Source organism: Kitasatospora purpeofusca, assembly GCF_036010405.1.
GTDB classification, from domain to species: domain Bacteria; phylum Actinomycetota; class Actinomycetes; order Streptomycetales; family Streptomycetaceae; genus Kitasatospora; species Kitasatospora purpeofusca.
In genome coordinates, this window is sequence record NZ_CP108561.1 from 244,461 (window position 1) to 260,133 (window position 15,673).

Annotated in this window: 14 protein-coding genes and 2 pseudogenes; 10 read left to right on the forward strand and 6 right to left on the reverse strand. The window is 73.0% G+C overall.

Features of this window, described 5'->3' with window-relative positions:
• Positions 1–20 precede the first annotated feature (20 nt).
• Positions 21–974, forward strand: a complete 954-nt coding sequence (locus tag OG715_RS01150; RefSeq protein WP_266272374.1) for an IS481 family transposase — start codon at positions 21–23, stop codon at positions 972–974.
• A gap of 257 nt (positions 975–1,231) precedes the next feature.
• Positions 1,232–3,004 carry a helix-turn-helix transcriptional regulator gene (locus OG715_RS01155; protein ID WP_327063603.1) on the forward strand — a complete coding sequence of 591 codons (1,773 nt, stop codon included), beginning with the start codon at positions 1,232–1,234 and terminating at the stop codon, positions 3,002–3,004.
• On the opposite strand, the gene OG715_RS01160 is transcribed toward OG715_RS01155, so the two are convergent.
• Together OG715_RS01160 and OG715_RS01165 are read right to left on the reverse strand one after the other, a co-directional pair.
• A complete protein-coding gene (locus OG715_RS01160) occupies positions 2,964–3,695 on the reverse strand; it encodes a GAF and ANTAR domain-containing protein (protein ID WP_327064199.1) in 732 nt (243 codons plus the stop codon). The genes OG715_RS01155 and OG715_RS01160 overlap by 41 nt on opposite strands.
• Entirely contained in the window at positions 3,637–4,308 is a 672-nt protein-coding gene (locus OG715_RS01165) for an alpha/beta fold hydrolase (RefSeq protein ID WP_327063604.1), read from the reverse strand. Before OG715_RS01165 ends, OG715_RS01160 begins: the two co-directional genes overlap by 59 nt.
• Positions 4,309–4,830: 522 nt before the next feature.
• Between OG715_RS01165 and OG715_RS01170 the strand changes: the two genes are divergently transcribed.
• The 5 genes and pseudogenes from OG715_RS01170 (at position 4,831) to OG715_RS01190 (ending at position 9,957) form a co-directional block, all read left to right on the forward strand.
• Positions 4,831–6,561 (forward strand): PEP/pyruvate-binding domain-containing protein, encoded by a 1,731-nt coding sequence (locus OG715_RS01170; protein ID WP_327063605.1) that lies wholly within the window; start codon positions 4,831–4,833, stop codon positions 6,559–6,561.
• Positions 6,561–6,692: pseudogene (locus OG715_RS01175) on the forward strand (putative PEP-binding protein); the annotation flags it as partial. The gene OG715_RS01170 and the pseudogene OG715_RS01175, both read left to right, overlap by 1 nt.
• Positions 6,693–6,820: 128 nt before the next feature.
• Complete coding sequence (locus OG715_RS01180) at positions 6,821–6,934, forward strand: hypothetical protein (RefSeq protein ID WP_327064200.1); 114 nt, start codon at positions 6,821–6,823, stop codon at positions 6,932–6,934.
• Between the two features lie 231 nt (positions 6,935–7,165).
• Positions 7,166–8,371, forward strand: a pseudogene (locus OG715_RS01185) (HAD-IC family P-type ATPase); the annotation flags it as partial.
• 245 nt (positions 8,372–8,616) lie between these two features.
• Positions 8,617–9,957, forward strand: a complete 1,341-nt coding sequence (locus OG715_RS01190; protein WP_327063606.1) for a cation-translocating P-type ATPase — start codon at positions 8,617–8,619, stop codon at positions 9,955–9,957.
• 20 nt (positions 9,958–9,977) lie between these two features.
• On the opposite strand, the gene OG715_RS01195 is transcribed toward OG715_RS01190, so the two are convergent.
• Positions 9,978–11,522: a hypothetical protein gene (locus OG715_RS01195; RefSeq protein ID WP_327063607.1), complete on the reverse strand. Its 1,545-nt coding sequence runs from the start codon at positions 11,520–11,522 to the stop codon at positions 9,978–9,980.
• A 701-nt stretch (positions 11,523–12,223) separates the two neighbouring features.
• On the opposite strand from OG715_RS01195, the gene OG715_RS01200 reads away from it, so the two are divergent.
• The 3 genes from OG715_RS01200 (at position 12,224) to OG715_RS01210 (ending at position 14,650) form a co-directional block, all read left to right on the forward strand.
• Entirely contained in the window at positions 12,224–13,225 is a 1,002-nt protein-coding gene (locus OG715_RS01200) for an Acg family FMN-binding oxidoreductase (protein ID WP_327063608.1), read from the forward strand.
• A 263-nt stretch (positions 13,226–13,488) separates the two neighbouring features.
• Positions 13,489–13,953: a universal stress protein gene (locus tag OG715_RS01205; RefSeq protein ID WP_327063609.1), complete on the forward strand. Its 465-nt coding sequence runs from the start codon at positions 13,489–13,491 to the stop codon at positions 13,951–13,953.
• Between the two features lie 163 nt (positions 13,954–14,116).
• A complete protein-coding gene (locus tag OG715_RS01210) occupies positions 14,117–14,650 on the forward strand; it encodes an ester cyclase (protein WP_327063610.1) in 534 nt (177 codons plus the stop codon).
• A 182-nt stretch (positions 14,651–14,832) separates the two neighbouring features.
• Here the strand turns inward: OG715_RS01210 and OG715_RS01215 are convergent, their stop codons facing one another.
• Genes OG715_RS01215 through OG715_RS01225 form a run of 3 tightly spaced genes read right to left on the reverse strand, consistent with a single transcriptional unit; the run spans position 14,833 to position 15,672 of the window.
• Complete coding sequence (locus OG715_RS01215; protein ID WP_327063611.1) at positions 14,833–15,333, reverse strand: hydrogenase maturation protease; 501 nt, start codon at positions 15,331–15,333, stop codon at positions 14,833–14,835.
• A 1-nt stretch (position 15,334) separates the two neighbouring features.
• Entirely contained in the window at positions 15,335–15,550 is a 216-nt protein-coding gene (locus tag OG715_RS01220) for a hypothetical protein (protein ID WP_327063612.1), read from the reverse strand.
• Positions 15,547–15,672, reverse strand: coding sequence for a hypothetical protein (locus tag OG715_RS01225; protein WP_327063613.1), 126 nt, complete (start codon positions 15,670–15,672; stop codon positions 15,547–15,549). The genes OG715_RS01220 and OG715_RS01225 overlap by 4 nt, the downstream gene beginning before the upstream one ends.
• Position 15,673: the final 1 nt, after the last annotated feature.

A 15,673-nucleotide genomic window follows, 5' to 3' on the forward strand; every position in this document is an offset into this window, starting at 1 on the left:
CCAGCGCCAGAAAGGCCCTCATGCCACACCGTAACGCACCGCTGACCGAGACCGGACGCCTGCGCCTTGCCCGCTGCGTGGTCGAGGACGGCTGGCCGCTGCGGCGGGCCGCCGAGCGCTTCCAGGTCTCGCCCACCACGGCCAAGCGCTGGGCCGACCGCTACCGCGCTCTCGGCGAGGCCGGCATGGCGGACCGGTCCTCGCGCCCGCACCGCAGCCCCTGGCAGACCCCGACCCGCACCGAGCGGCGGATCATCAAGGTCCGCGTCCTCCGGCGCTGGGGACCCGCCCGCATCGCCTACCTGCTGCGGCTCAACCCGGCCACCGTGCACCGCGTCCTGACCCGCTACCGCCTCGCCCGCCTGGCCCACCTCGACCGCACCACCGGCCGCGTCATCCGACGCTACGAGCACTGCGCACCAGGCGAGTTGGTCCACGTCGACATCAAGAAGCTCGGCAACATCCCCGACGGCGGAGGCCACCAGGCCCTCGGACGCCAGGCAGGCCGCAAGAACCGCTCCGGAGCCGGCTACAGCTACCTCCACAACGCCGTCGACGACCACTCCCGCCTGGCCTACAGCGAGATCCTGCCCGACGAGCGCAAGGACACCGCCACGGCGTTCTGGGCCCGGGCGAACGCCTTCTTCGCCCGGGCCGGAATCACCGTCCAGCGCGTGCTGACCGACAACGGCTCCTGCTACAAGTCACACGCCTGGCGCGATGCCCTCGCCGCCGAGGGCATCGCGCACAAACGCACCCGCCCCTACCGGCCACAGACCAACGGCAAGGTCGAACGCTTCAACCGCACCCTGCTCGACGAATGGGCCTACGCCCAGCCCTACCGCAGCGAGCAGGAGCGCCGCGACGCCTACCCCGCCTGGCTGCACACCTACAATCACCACCGCGGACACACCGCACTCGCAGGCAAGCCACCCGCCAGCCGCGTTCCCAACCTCACGGGTCAGTACACCTAGCCCCCCAGGAACTGGCCGACACCAGCCACCCCCTTCCCGTTCCGGACACCCTCGCCGGCACGGTCGGACACACCCTGGCCCAACTGCCCGATCAAAGCCGGGACCTGGTCGAAGCACTGGCCGTCCTGAACTCCCGGGTCCCGCTGGCGCTGGCCGGTCAGGTCGCCGGTCTGACCGACCCGGCCACGGTCCTCGGGCCGGCCCTGCACAGCGGCCTGGTCCAGTGGTGGCCCAACGAACCGTCCACACCGGTCCGAATGCGCCACGCCCTGCAGCGCGACGCCGTGTACCACGCGCTCGACCCCGCACGCCGCTTCGCACTCCACGCCGCGGCAACACCGCTGGTGGACGAGCACAGCGCGTGGCTGCACCGGGTCGCCTCCAGCGACCGGGTCAACGAGGACCTCGCCACTCGGTTGGAACGCGAGGCGGAACGCAACCGCGAGCAGCCCGACCGTGCCGCGACCCTGCTTCTGTGGGCCGCCGACCTCTCGGAGGACCGCGAGCGCCGGGAGCACCGCCTGACCGAAGCCGCGGTCGTCCTGGTCATCGCCGCACGCACCGCCCGCGCGCTGACGCTGCGCCAGGCCGTCCTCGGCTGCCGGCCGTCACCACTGCGCCAGGCACTGCTCGGCGCGATGGCCACCGCCCGAGGAGAGCCCCAGAACGCCGAACGCTTCCTCACCGAGGCGGTCGCCACCGCCGACGACGACCACACCCGGCTGCTCGCGGCCCTCTGGCTGAGCGGCCACTACCTGCTGTGGAACCGCACCGACGAGGCGCTGCCGGTACTGCTGCGCGCGCTCAACCTCCCGTTGCCCGATGTCCAGCTCGCTCGAGCGCTGCGCTCGCTGTTCGCCCTCGCACTCGCCCACAGCGACGGCCCGCTGGCAGGACTGTCCGCCCTGGGCGACCTCGGGCTGCCCTCCGATGCCCAGGACGTCCCCCTTCCCGACAGCCCCCTGCTCGCCCCCCGCGGCACACTGCGCGGACTGGCCGGTGAACTCACCGCCGGGATCACGGACCTCACCGCCCTGGTCGAACGGGAACCCGGAACGGTACTCACCGACACCGCCGCCTCCGGCTACGCCTACCGCGGCCTGTTCCAGTACCTCACCGGCGCGTGGGACGCGGGGATGGCCAGTACCCAGGAGGCGCTCACCCTCACCGGGGCACAGGAACGCCACCCGGCCCTGGTCCTCGCCCACGCCGTGGCGGCCATGATCCTCGCGGGCCGTGGTGCGCGTGACGACGCCGAACGGCACCTGCGGGCCTGCGAGAGGGCGGCCGGCGGGGCCACCACGCTCTACCCGCTGATCGCGCGCGCCACCGCCGGCCAGGCGGAGGCCGACCACCCGGCGATGGCCGCCGCCCTGGCCGACCTGTCCGCCGCCCCCGGCTCGGTACGCCGCACCTGGCAATTGCTGTGGCGGCCGCTGGAGGCCGAAGCCCTGGTCGAAACCCGCGCCGAAGGCGCACCCGCGTTCCTGGAGGGTCTACGGAAGCTGGCTGACGAGGTGCCGTGCCTGCGCGACGCGTCGACCTGGCTGACCGCGCGGCACACCACGCTCGGCGGCAACACCGACGCCGCCCTCGACCTCCTCCGCACCGGCCTGGCCGCCCCCGCCCCCGTCGACCGGATCGCCCTGCACCACACCCGCCTTCTTCATGTCTACGCCCGGCTGCTGCTGGAGATCCGCGAGCGGCGTGCCGCCGCGCCACTGCTGCGGACCGCCCACCAGCAGTACCAGGCGCTGGGAGCCGAACCTTTCGCCCGCCGGGTGGCCGACGATCTCGTCGCCTGCGGCGCGGCTCTGGACACCGCTCCCCTCGGCCCCGCCGACACCATCGGCCAGCTGACGGAACGGGAGATGACCATCGCGCGCCTCACCGCCGCCGGAAACACCAATCGGGAGATCGCCCGCCAACTGTGCGTCAGCACCAAAACCGTCGAATACCATCTCGGACACATCTACCTCAAACTCGGCATCACCTCCCGCCGCCAGTTGCGCCCCCTGCTGGAGCGGTGACAAGACGCCGGCCCGTCCCAGAACTGACCGCACCGGCCGCTGTCGCCGACGTCCGCCCGCACCGCGCCCCGGCCGGACCGCCTCGGGCGTCGGCCGGCTGGGGGCGGGGAATGCGGCGGGTGTCGAAGGCGGCGTCGGCGATGTCGCGGGCGAGCGCGGCCAGCTGGAGCCGGTTGGCACGCGTGTACGAACGGAGCGCGGCGAAGGCGTCGTCGAGCGGCACCCTCCAGCGTTCGGCCAGGATGCCCTTGACCTGTTCGATGACGATGCGGCTGGTCAGCGCGTACTGGAGCTGGGCGCGCTCGGTCTCACTGTCGGCGAGGGTGCGCTGCTGGAGGATGGCGACGGTGGCCACGTCGGCCAGCGCCTGGGCGAGGAGGACATCCTCCGGGCGCAGCCGGCCCGGTTCGCTCCGGAAGAGCCCCAGCGCGCCGATCACCCGCCCCCGCAGGCGCATCGGGACGGCGTTGGCGGTGACGAAGCCTGCGGCGCGTGCCCGGGAGGCGAACGGCTGCCACGGCGCCGCGACGGTCACGTCGAGGGCCGGCCGCCGACGACGGACGCGGCCCCCGGCGCACAGTGGTCTCCGACGGGGCTGACGCGCGGGCGCCGCTCCGGCCCACGAGCCGGCATCACTGCGGAGCGTGCCACTCCGTGGTGACGGCGACGACGGTCCGGGCCAGGGCCGCAGGCCGCTCGCGGGCGATGAGGTGTCCCGCGCCCCGGACGGACCGGACGGTGGTGCGCGGAGCCAGGCGCAGCAGCTGGTCGATGTCCTCGGCGGTGACCGAGGAGCCGGTGTCACCGTGGACGAGCAGGACGGGGAGGTCGAGTTCCGCGGTGATCCGCCGGAGCCGCGGGACCTGGCCGAGGATGTCCTCGACGAGCGGGGCGTAGGCGCCGGTGAGGCCGCCTGCGGCGAGGAAACGGCGGACCCGGTCGGGGTCGAGGCAGGGGACGACATCGACCAGCACCAGTCCTGCCACCCGTGCCCGCGTCGCCGGATCGGCGAGCGCGGCGACAGCAGCGAGCCCGCCGAGCGAGGCACCGACGACCACGCAGCCCGGAGGCTCGGCGCGGAGCATCGCGGCGATGTCCTCCGCGCACGGGGGCAGCGCCCGAGGACGGCCGTCGCTCTCGCCGTGGCCGCGCTGGTCGTAGGCGACGCAGCGGAAGCCGGCCCCGACGAGGACCTCGCTGACCGGCGCCCACACCTTGCGGCGTTCGCCACCGGCATGGAGCAGGAGGTAGGTAGGTCCGGCACCGACCTCCTCCCCACGCAGGACCGCATCGGGGCGAGCCATCCACCGAGGCCGCGGGACGGCCGGGTCGACCGGATCTATCATGAACCTGACACCTCACCTTCTCCTCCCCTGTCCGAAGGACTCGGACCGTCAGGGGTCCCGGTCCGCCGAACGGAGCGCGACGTCCAGTAGCGCCCGCGAACGCACACCAGGAACCGAAACTACACCGGGCCCCGGGCCCGTTGAAGGCACAGCGGCCGACCGTGCTCCTCATCGCCCTGGCGGCACCCCGGCTCGGGGCGAGCGTCGGCCTCCCCCGCCCGCTCCGACCCCACCCGCCCCACACCCCTGGGCCGTTCGGCCCACCCCCTCCCGGTCCCGGTCGGGCCCCCGACGAGGGACAGCAGGCTCTGGGAACCCGGCGGGACCCGGCGGGAACGTGGAAGTCCTCACCCAGGAGGTGGCCACCGTGAAGCGCATCCGGATCTCCAGGCAGACCAGTCGCCCGCAGCCCCGCCCGCCTCTCGACCTGCGGACCCCGTCCGGCCGCCCACTGCCGTACCGAGCGTGAGGAGTCCCGAGATGCGACGTGTCCTGCGGTTCGCCGAACTCGGCCGCTCCGACGTGAGCCTGGTCGGCGGCAAGAACGCCTCCCTCGGCGAGCTCCGCACCCGCCTCGGCGCAGCCGGGGTGCGCGTGCCGGACGGCTTCGCCACCACCGCCGACGCGTACCGTGAGTTCCTCGACACCGACGGTCTGCGCGAACTGGTCCGGCAGCAGCTGGACCGGCTGCACGGCGGCGCCCGTCTCTCCGAGACCGGTACCACCATCCACGCCGCCGTCCTGGCCGCTGCGCTACCGCCTGCGCTCGAACGCGAGCTCACCGATGCCTACCACCGGCTGGCCGGGAGCGTCGGCCGTACCGATCCGGACGTGGCGGTGCGATCCAGTGCCACCTGGGACCTGGGCGAGACCGTGGTCGGCGGACAGGTCGACCCGGACGAGTACGTGGTCTTCAAGCCCGCGCTGGGCGACCCCCGGCTGACCCCGGTGCTGCGCGCGGCGGTGGGCGCCAAGCGCCGCAAGGCGGTGTACTCCCCCACCGGCCTGACCGAGGTGGTCGACACCACTCCCGAGGAGCGGGCCGCCCGGGTGCTCGACCCCGGCGAGATCTGCGCGCTCGCCCGTTGGGCGGTGGCCGTCGAGCAGCACTACGGCTGCCCCATGGACATCGAGTGGGCGAAGGACGGCCGTACCGGCGAGCTCTACTTGGTCCAGGCACGGCCGGAGACCGTCCAATCCCGCCGCCGCACGGCCGTGTTGCGCAGCTACCGCCTCACCGGGCGGGGCGAGCGGCTGGTGGACGGGGTCGCGGTCGGCGAGGCCGTGGGCGCCGGACCGGTCTGCGCGCTGGCGAGCCCGGTGGAGCTCGACCGGTTCCCTGCCGGGGCCGTCCTGGTCACGAAGATCACCGACCCCGACTGGGAGCCGCTGATGATGCGGGCCTCCGCCATCGTGACCGACCACGGCGGGCGCACCTCCCACGCCGCGATCGTCAGCCGCGAACTCGGCGTGCCCGCCGTGGTCGGCACCGGCCCAGCCACCGACCTGCTGGCCGACCGCCAGGAGGTGACCGTCTCCTGCGCCGAGGGTGCCGAGGGGCACGTGTACTCCGGACAGGTGCCCTACGAGACCACCGACACCGATCTGTCCGACCTGCCGAAGACCCGGACCCGCGTCATGCTCAACCTGGCCGACCCGGACGCCGCCTTCCGCTGGTGGCAACTCCCGGCCGATGGTGTCGGGTTGGCCCGCACCGAGTTCGTGGTGGCGCACCAGGTCCGGGTCCACCCGATGGCCCTGGTCCACCCGGAACGCCTGTCCGCCGACGAGCGCCGCCAGGTCGACGCCCTCACCGAAGGGTACGCCGACCGCACGGACTGCTTCGTCGACCGTCTCGCCTCCGGCGTGGCCCGACTCGCCGCCTCCCGCTGGCCCGACCCCGTGATCGTCCGGACGAGCGACTTCAAGACGAACGAGTACGCCCGTCTCGTCGGAGGCCGGCCGTTCGAACCGGTCGAGGCCAACCCCATGATCGGGTGGCGCGGTGCGAGCCGCTACTACGACGAGCGCTACCGCGAGGGCTTCGCCCTGGAGTGCCGAGCACTCCTGAAGGTCCGCGACGAGCTCGGCCTCACCAACGTGGTCGCGATGATCCCGTTCTGCCGCACCCGGAGGAGGGTGACCGGGTGCTCGCCGAGATGGCAGCCAACGGCCTGTCCCGCGGGGACAACGAGCTGCGGGTCTACGTGATGGCCGAGATCCCGGCCAACGTCGTCCTCGCCGAGCAGTTCGCCGAGCGCTTCGACGGCTTCTCCATCGGCAGCAACGACCTCACCCTCGGCGTCGACCGCGACTCCGACCTGCTCACCCATCTCTTCGACGAGAGCAACCACGCCGTCACCCGCTCCATCGAGCACCTGATCGCCACGGCCCACTCCGCCGGCCGCCCGGCCGCCCGGTCGGCCTCTGCGGCCAACGCCCCAGCAACGACCCGGCCTTCACCCGTTTCCTGGTCCGGGCCGGGATCGACTCCATCTCCGTCACCCCGGACAGCTTCGCCACCGTCAAGCACCATGTGGCCGAGGCCGAGGGCCTCGGCACACCGACGTCGTTCCCGCCCTGAGCTCGAACCGTGCCCCGCAAGGAGCGTTCCCGCACCCTACGCCTCCACCAGACCGCTCCGCTCGGCCCTCCCCGAGGCCCGGCGGTCTCCGTAGCGTGCAGAGGGCGGCACCAACGACAGGAAATGTCATGACCAGCACCGGCGAACGGCCGACCGTGCCCGTGGACGGCCCCCGACCCCCGTGAGCCGATCGGTCTGCTGCTACGGGCGCTGCGCAGCTCGCCCCAGGGACTGAGCGAACGCGAAGCGGCCCGGCGGCAGACGGTCTACGGGCCCAACACCCTGGCCCGGCGCGGCGGGCGACGCTGGCCCCGCGAGCTCGCCCAGCAGTTCACCCACCCGCTGGCTCTGCTGCTGGCGCTCGCCGCCGTGCTCGCGGTGGTCAGCGGGGCACCCGCGCTGGCGATGGCGATCGTCGCGGTGATCGTGCTCAACGCCATGCTGGCCTTCGCCCAGGAACAGCAGGCCGAGCGGGCGGTCGAGGCTCTGGCCGCCTTCCTGCCCGAGCCCGCCACCGTGGTCCGCGACGGCGCCCGCCGGAAGGTGGCGGCCACCGACCTGGTCCCGGGTGACGTGCTGGCGGTCGAGGAGGGCGACCGGATCTCGGCCGACGCCCGGCTCCTGTCCGGCACGGTCGAGGTCGACCTGTCCGCACTCACCGGCGAGTCGGTCCCCACCGTCCGGTCCGCGGAGTACGTGGACGTGACAGGACCGCTGGTGGACGCCCGGGAACTGCTCTTCTCCGGCACCTCCTGCACGGGCGGCCAGGCGGTCGCCGTGGTGACCGCGACCGGCATGCACACCGAACTGGGCCGGATCGCGGCGCTCAGCGAACGCACCCACCCGGAACCGAGCCCACTGGAGCAGCAGGTCAAACGCGCCGCCCGGCTGATCACCGTGATCGCGGTCGGGATCGGCCTGGCTTTCCTGCCGCTCGGCCTCGCCGCCGGTCTCTCCCTGGCAGCCGCCGTGAGCTTCGCCATCGGTCTGCTGGTCGCCAACGTCCCGGAGGGGCTGCTGCCCACCATCACGCTCGCCCTCGCCGCCGGGGTACGCGCCCTGGCCCGGGCCGGCGCCGTGGTGAAGCGGCTCTCCGCAGTGGAGACCCTGGGCTCGACCACCGTGATCTGCACGGACAAGACCGGCACGCTGACCGAGAACCGGATGCGGGTGACGGCCGTCTGGACGCTCTCCGGAGAGACCGCCGCCGACGGCCCGCAGCCGGCCGCCGACGTCCGACCGGTCGCCCGGGCCGCCGCCCGGTGCACCACTGCCGACCCCGCCACCGGCCACGGTGATCCGACCGAGCTCGCGCTGCTCGACCTGGCCGCCCGGGCCGGTGTGCCGCTCCCCGCCGCCCGGCGTGACCAGGAGCGCCGCGCCCTGTTCCGTTTCGACCCGCGCATCCGGCTGATGACGACCGCCGACCACTGCGACGACGGCCTCGCCCTGCACACCAAGGGCGCTCCGGAGGAGGTCCTGCGACACGCGGACCGCGTGCTCGATCAGGAGAGCGAACGCCCGCTCACCGGCGCCGACCGCACCGTAGTGGTCCGGGCGGTCGGCGAGCTCGCGGGCTGCGGGTCCTGGCCATCGCCCGGAGCGTCCCGCAGCCCGGCCGGCCGCCACCCTCCCACCGGGAGGAGGCCGAGCAGCACCTGTGCCTGCTCGGCCTGGTCGCCATGGCCGACCCGCCCCGCCCAGAGGTCGCCGACGCCATCCGCCGGGCCCACGCCGCGGGCATCACCGTCCACGTGGTCACCGGCGACAACGGCCTCACGGCGGCCGCCGTGGCCGAGCAGGTCGGCATCGGCCACCGGGGCATGCGCATCGTCACCGGCACCGAACTGGACACCACGGGCGACGAGAGCCTGGACGCGCTGCTCGCCCGCGGCGAGGAAGTGATCTTCGCCCTCACCTCGCCCGAGGCGAAGCTCCGGATCGCCGACGCCCTGCGCGCGGAGGGCCACACCGTCGCGATGGCCGGCGACGGCGTCAACGACGCGCCCGCCCTCCGCCGCGCGGACATAGGCGTCGCGATGGGCCGCTCCGGCACCGACGTCGCCCGGGAAGCCGCGACGATGGTGCTGACCGACGACAACTTCGCCACCATCGTCGCGGCGGTGGAGGCCGGCCGCCGCACCTACGACAACATCCGCAAGTTCATCGTCTACATCTTCGCCCACGCCGTCCCCGAGGTCGTCCCCTTCCTCGTCTTCGCCCTGGCCGGCGGCGCGATCCCGCTGCCCCTGACAGTGATGCAGATCCTCGCCGTCGACCTGGGCACCGACACCCTCCCCGCTCTCGCCCTCGGCCGGGAACGTGCCGAACCGGGCCTGATGGACCGTCCGCCCCGACCGCGCGGCGAACACATCATCCGGCCCGCGATGCTCGCCCGTGCCTGGGGCTTCCTCGGCCTCATCTCCGGCGCACTCGTCCTGACCGGCTACTTCCTCACCCTCACCGCCGGCGGCTGGCACCCCGGAGACGCCACAGGCGCGGGCAGCGCACTGCACTCGACGTACCAGCAGGCCACCACCGTCACCTGGTTGGGCATCGTCGCCTGCCAGATCTGCACCGCCTTCGCCGCCCGCACCGAACGCGCCCCGCTCCGTGCGCTCGGCCCCTTCAGCAACCCCCACCTGCTGGGCGGCATCGCCTTCTCCCTCGTCTTCGCCGCCGCGATCGTCTACCTGCCCCCGCTGCACCGGGTCTTCGGCACCGCCGCCCTCACCCCGGCCCAGCTGGCCCTCGTCGCCCCCTTCCCCCTGATCGTCTGGGGCGCGGACGAACTGCGCCGCGCCCTCGTGCGCCGCCGCACCCCGCCCCCCGGCGCAGCGGCCCGGAGCACACGACCTCACACGGCCGAACCGGCCGGCCACCACCAGCTCGCGGTCCTCCTCGCCCGCCACGGCTGGCCTGCCCACCACCTCACCCACACTCTGGGCCTGACCGAGCGCGCGGCAGCGGAGAGCGTCGCCCACGCCCGCCGCATCGCCGCCGACCACCGTCGCCACTCGTGACCGCCACCGCCCAGGACTCGTCAGCTCCGCCGGCTGCTCTCGACCGCCACCTGGGCACCGCTCGGGTCCAGGGCCGCGAGACGGACGGCGACGTGGGCCTGCTCGTCGCGCAGGGTGCGTCCGACGGTGAGTGCGGCATCGGAGGAGCTGTCGGTCTCGGGGCGGGTGTCGATCAGGGTGTTGGTGACAGTCCCCTTGACACTGATGATCCGGACGACGACGCCGTGGAAGAACGGGGAGTCGTCGGTGAAGCTGTCGTAGGGGCTCAGCCGCTGTCGGTACTCGACGGACAGGTAGGTGCCGTCGCCGCGCGGAATGCGGAGTTCCTGGGGAGAGCTCGCGTCGCCCAGGGCGCCGAGGCGGTAGGTCCCGTCGGCGTCGATCTCCTGCACCTGGTCCGGACCGAGCCATCCGGCGTACTGGCGGTAGTTCGCGGGGTAGGGGTTCATGCCGCCGCCGCCCATGGTGTCGGTGGGCTCGTTGAAGATGACGTCCTTGCACTGTGCGCCGATGGTGACCACGTTGTCGGAGGCGGCGCAGCCCTTGAGCGCGTGGGAGTGCTGGAAGCCGAGGTTGTGGCCGAGTTCGTGGGTCCAGGCCCAGGTCTTCCAGCCGCTGCCGTTGGTGACGATCCAGTTGCCCGGCATCTGGCCCATGCCGGCCCAGTCGCACTTGGAAGCGGACATGTCGACGAGGATGCGGTCGTAAGCCTCGGGGCGGTAGCCGGCGTTCCTCGCTGCCGATCGGGCGCGCTCGACCACCTGCCCGGCGTCCGGGCACACGGCGGGACGGGGACCGAGGTCGATGTCCTGGAGGAAATCGCCCGCCAGGCGGACCCGACCACCGGAGACGGTGCGCAGGTAGTCCCGCAGGGAAGGATAGGAGTCTCCGAACACGGCCTTCTTCACCGGGTCGGGGGCCGCCGGCTTCTCGCCGGTGAAGTGGGTGGCCAGGAGAAGGGCCGTGGTGTCGCCGAGGAAGGGGCGCTGCGGGTAGCCGGGCCACAGGGAGGAGGTCCAGTTCAGACGGCTCGCCGGGGTCGAGGCGCAGTCGCTGTTCGACGCCTGTGCCTGTGCGGTGACGGCGAGGCACACACCCGCGCGCACCTGCTCCGTGTACGAGAGTCGCAGTTGGCCGGTTCCCTTGTGGGTGTAGGTGAGCCCCCACCTGCGTTTGGAGTCGTAGCCGTCGGTGCCGTTGCTGTGGCAGTTGCCGAAGACCACGGAGGCGGTCGTCGCACCCATCCGCAGGCAGGGGGGCTTGCCCTGGTTCTTGCGGTGGACGTTCTCCAGCAGGTAGAAGCCGTCCTCGGTCGGGGTTGCGTTCCACAGGTCCTGGGCGGGATCCCCCTGGCCGCAGGCATCGACGAGGACCCGGTCGCCTGCGCTGTCCGCCCGCAGGCAGATCTCCTTGTCGGCCTCACGGCCCGACTCGCTGAGGATCCGTGCCGGGCCGGCTTCGGTGGCCCTGGCCGCGGCGGGGACGGCGGTGGCCGAGGACGCCCCCTGGAGCAGCCCCGCCATCAGGAACAGGGCGGCTCCGACCAGCCCGCGCGTGCGCTTCATCGATATGCCCGTCTCTGGGAATGCGAGCGAGTGACACTGAGTGTTCACTCATAACGTGTTGTGAACATACGGTGGCGATCACAGCACCGCACGGCCCGGGAGCCGTTCGGGTCGTCGGCCCCGCCGCCGATCGCCGGCACGAACAGGACCACGAGCAGCACGCTCCCTCCGGGGCCGGAGGTCCGCGAGGACCCGACCGGCCCTGTGCACGAGGCTCACGGACGGCGGAGAGTGGAGCCGACGGGATGCCGTGCTCCCGGCAGGCCCGTCCCACAAGGCATCGGCCACCCGATGTCGCATCGGTACGGTCGGTGAGCGAGGTACGCCATGGACCGGGACCCTTCGGCGACACCCAGGATCGTGGTGGGGATGGACGGTGGGCGGCCGCGGGCACGGCGGATTCGCCGGCGCAGTGCTCGGCTCCGTCGCCAGCACTGCGTGCGGCACACACGGTGCCCGGTCGTCGTGGTCCGCGCCGACACGGTGCGAAGGGCCTGTGAAAGGCCCGACCGCCGCACCCGTGGGGCCGGTCGGCCCATGCCGGAGCAACGAACCCGCAGCACGATGGAGGTACGGCCGGAGAGGAAGCGCGGAGGACCTGCGGATCCGGAAAGCGCTGTCTCCCCGGCGCCCGCTGCTCCGGACTCAGCCTCCGGGTCACGCGGCGGAGCGCCGACCCCTGGGACAAGGAGCGGTCCACCATGAGCGAGCAAGCCCTCACCACCGAGCAACTGCGCTTCCTCGCAGCAGCCGCCGGCGCGGCGCCCTCCCTCCACAACAGCCAGCCCTGGCGCCTGCGCCCCGCACCCGACTCACTCGGCATGCGGGTGTACACCGACCCGTCGCGGGCCGTGCCACTCACCGACCCGGACGGCCGGGCGCTCCACATCTCGGTGGGCGCGGCCCTGTTCAACCTCCGGGTCGCCGCCCTGCGACTCGGCCGCGACCCGGAGGTCAGACTGCTCCCCGAGGACGACGACCCCGGCCTGGCGGCCACCGTCCGCCTCTCCCGGCCCGCCCCCGCGTCGCCCCCCTTCGGAAGGGACCTCTTCGAGGCGGTCGCGCAACGCCATTCGAGCCGCCGGCCGTACACAAACCGCGACATCCCCGAGGCACTCTTCGGCGATCTCCTCACCGCGGCCCTTGACGAAGGCGCGGCCCTGTCCCTGCTGGAGGAGGCGGGGGTCCGCCGGGTCCTGGCCCTGACGCACGACGCCGAACGGCGCACCGGGACGGACCTCGCCCGGATGGCCGAGACCCGCGCCTGGCTGCGGTTGGAGGAGCCGTCCGTGGACGGCATCCCGGAGTTCGCGCTGGGCTCGCAGGACCACGACGCCCGCGTGCCCATGCGGAACTTCACCGGTCGGCCGTCGCCCACCGAGGCCTCCCAGCGTTTCGAGGCCCTGCCCCAGCTGGCCACGCTCACCACCCACGGCGACCTGCCCGCGGACTGGCTGCGCGCGGGCCAGGCCATGGAGCGGGTGTGGCTGCTGGCGACAGCCCACGGCGTGCGGCTGTCGGTCCTGCACCAGGCCGTCGAGTGGCCGGACACCCGCTGGGGCCTCCGCGACCCGGCCGAGGGCCCAGGGCACGTCCAGTTGGTCCTGCGCCTCGGCTACGGCCCGCCCGGACCCGCCACCCCGCGACGTCAGGTCGACGAGATCCTCGACCTGAGCGACCAGCGGCCCACCGTCGGATCGTGACCTCACCGATGCCGGACGACCGGGGCCGCCGCACCGCCGGTGGTGGTGGTGGTCGGCGTACACGGCAGGCCGTGTCGGCGGCGACGCACCGAACGGGGCGTCCGGGTGGAACCACTGGTCCGTGCGCGAACCCGGAACGGAAGAACGATGCTGCTAGAGCGCGGGCACGACTCCGATGCCGTCGCGGCGCTCGGTGCGCCCGCACAGGAAGCGGCCCCGCCACGTGCGCGAGCCGCAGTCGATTTGATCGAAAGGACGGAGCCATGGTCGAGGAAGCGACCCTCGGAGGCAAGATCGTCGTTGGGGTGGACGGCTCCGAACAGTCCAGGAAAGCTCTGCGCTGGGCCGTTCGGCAGGCCGAGCTGACCGACAGCGTGGTGGAGGCGGTGATGGCCTGGGAGCCGCCGTTCTCCGGGTGGGGCAGCGCGGTACCGGTGGGCGAGGAAGCGGACTTGGCCAAGCGGGCGCGGACGATCCTGGCCGAGACCGTTGAGAAGGCCGCCGGTTCCCAGCCGCCCGTGCACATCCGGCTCAGAGTCGGGGAGGGCACACCGGCCTGGGTACTCCTGGCCGCTGCCGGGGAACAGGCTTCGCTGCTCGTCGTCGGCCATCGTGGCATCGGCGGCTTCGAAGGCGCCCTGCTGGGGTCCGTGGGCCAGTACTGCGTGCAGCACTCGCCCTGCCCCGTCGTGGTGGTCCGCGGCGCGGCGGACCACACGCGCCCCTGATGCCGTCGGAACCGCGACGTGCAGCGGGCCGGAGCTCCGGACCGTATCCCCCGCCGAGCAGCGGCAACGTCGGCCCTGTCCCGTTCGCTGCCCCGGGCTTGCCCGGCAACCCTTGCAAGGGTGCACGGACACCCTTCGCCGCCTGCCGCACCAGGAGGAGCAAATGAGTACATACACGTCGCAAACGGCCCCGGTCGACGTCGCCCGGATCGCGGCCGCCGCTCTCAACGCCGGTGATCTCGACCGGTTCGCCGAACTCGTCCACGAGGATGTCGCCTTCGACATCCTCCCCTTCGGAGAACGGCACGGCCGGCTGGCCGCGCGGGGCTTCTTCGCCGAGCTGCGCGGCGCGCTGCCGGACTTCGACATGACCGTGGAGGCCGTCACCGGGGACGCGCGGTGCGCAGCCGTCGCGTGGCGGATCACGGGCACGTTCAACGGCGAGAGGTTCCAGGGGTTCGAACCCAACGGCCGCGCCTTCGACATCCGCGGCATCGACTTCATGGACATCGACTCCGGCCGGGTCCGGCACGACCGGATCGCTTTCGACGGTGCGGAATGGGCCCGGCAGCTCGGACTGCTCCCGCCCCGGGGCTCGGCGGCCGAGTCCGCCGCCCAGGCTGTCTTCAACCTCAGGACACGGATCGCCCGGCGATGGCGCGAACGTCGGCACGCCGCAGGGAAGCGGACCGATTAGAGGTCGTGACGAAAACCGTGTCGTCGCTGTGCCCCTCGACACGAAGGGAGGCCAGGGGCACCACGTACCCGTCCTCGCTGCGCGACGAACCGGTCGGCCCGGGGAGGAGGCGGGCCGGCGCACGACGGCAGGCCCCCTGGACCGTGCTGTGGACCCGGACCGGCCGTGCTTAGGCCGGCGCGTCAGGCTCCTCCCTCTCGGGAGGCCCGGTGGGCGGCGAGCTTCTCCCGGGCCAGTAGGGCGGCGCGCGGGACGGCGTCTGCGACGGCCGGGGTAAGGCCCTGGCCGACGGTGAACTCGGCGCCTTCCACCGCGATGATCAGCAGTACGGCAGGAAGGCGCCCGAGCGCAGAGGCCAGGGCGACGGCATGGCCGAGCCCCAGGCCATGGGTGCCGGCCCCTCCGGCCTCGTCCGGAGGGGTATCCAGCAGGCCGGGACCCACGGCGACCTGGTGGATCCGGCCCGGCTCCCCGAGGTGACCGTGGACCGCGTCGAACACGACGGCGAGATCAGCCCCCATCCAGAGTTCGATCAGCGGGGTGGGTTCACCGTCGCAGAGCGCGACGCGGTCGACCTCGATCCCGCCACCGATCAGTTCCGCCAGCACAGCGGCGGCGGCGCCGTCGTCGTCGTGACGGTACTCGTTGCCGACGCCGACGAGCGCGGTACGGTCGGCGGCCACGTCAGCCCCGGTCCACGCTGAGGGTGAGGAAGTGGGCGGCGCAGGAGATGCACGGGTCGTAGTTGCGTATCGCCTGTTCGCACTGGCGTGTCAGCTCCTCGTCGTCCAGGTGAAGCCTGGCCCCGATGAACGCACGCAGGTCGGCCTCGAGGGCCGCCTGGTTCTGTGCGGTGGGCGCGACGATGGTGGCCTCCCGGAGGCGACTGCGGTGGGTCATTCGGTGTCCTCCTCCACCTGTCGGGCTGCCTCCGCGAAGGGCAGGGCCGCGGCATTGAAGGTGCGGTAGAGGCGGGCGATGTCCTTGCCCGCAAGGCCGTCACGACGCAGCAGCGGAAGCAAG

What these genes read in the sequence shown, in the direction of transcription:
- OG715_RS01190 (WP_327063606.1), top strand. Translation starts at nt 8,617, where the DNA reads ATGGCCGACCCGCCCCGCCCAGAGGTCGCCGACGCCATCCGCCGGGCC.
- OG715_RS01150 (WP_266272374.1), top strand. Translation starts at nt 21, where the DNA reads ATGCCACACCGTAACGCACCGCTGACCGAGACCGGACGCCTGCGCCTT.
- OG715_RS01195 (WP_327063607.1), bottom strand. Translation starts at nt 11,522, where the DNA reads ATGAAGCGCACGCGCGGGCTGGTCGGAGCCGCCCTGTTCCTGATGGCG.
- OG715_RS01170 (WP_327063605.1), top strand. Translation starts at nt 4,831, where the DNA reads ATGCGACGTGTCCTGCGGTTCGCCGAACTCGGCCGCTCCGACGTGAGC.
- OG715_RS01155 (WP_327063603.1), top strand. Translation starts at nt 1,232, where the DNA reads ATGCGCCACGCCCTGCAGCGCGACGCCGTGTACCACGCGCTCGACCCC.
- OG715_RS01200 (WP_327063608.1), top strand. Translation starts at nt 12,224, where the DNA reads ATGAGCGAGCAAGCCCTCACCACCGAGCAACTGCGCTTCCTCGCAGCA.
- OG715_RS01205 (WP_327063609.1), top strand. Translation starts at nt 13,489, where the DNA reads ATGGTCGAGGAAGCGACCCTCGGAGGCAAGATCGTCGTTGGGGTGGAC.
- OG715_RS01210 (WP_327063610.1), top strand. Translation starts at nt 14,117, where the DNA reads ATGAGTACATACACGTCGCAAACGGCCCCGGTCGACGTCGCCCGGATC.
- OG715_RS01220 (WP_327063612.1), bottom strand. Translation starts at nt 15,550, where the DNA reads ATGACCCACCGCAGTCGCCTCCGGGAGGCCACCATCGTCGCGCCCACC.
- OG715_RS01165 (WP_327063604.1), bottom strand. Translation starts at nt 4,308, where the DNA reads ATGGCTCGCCCCGATGCGGTCCTGCGTGGGGAGGAGGTCGGTGCCGGA.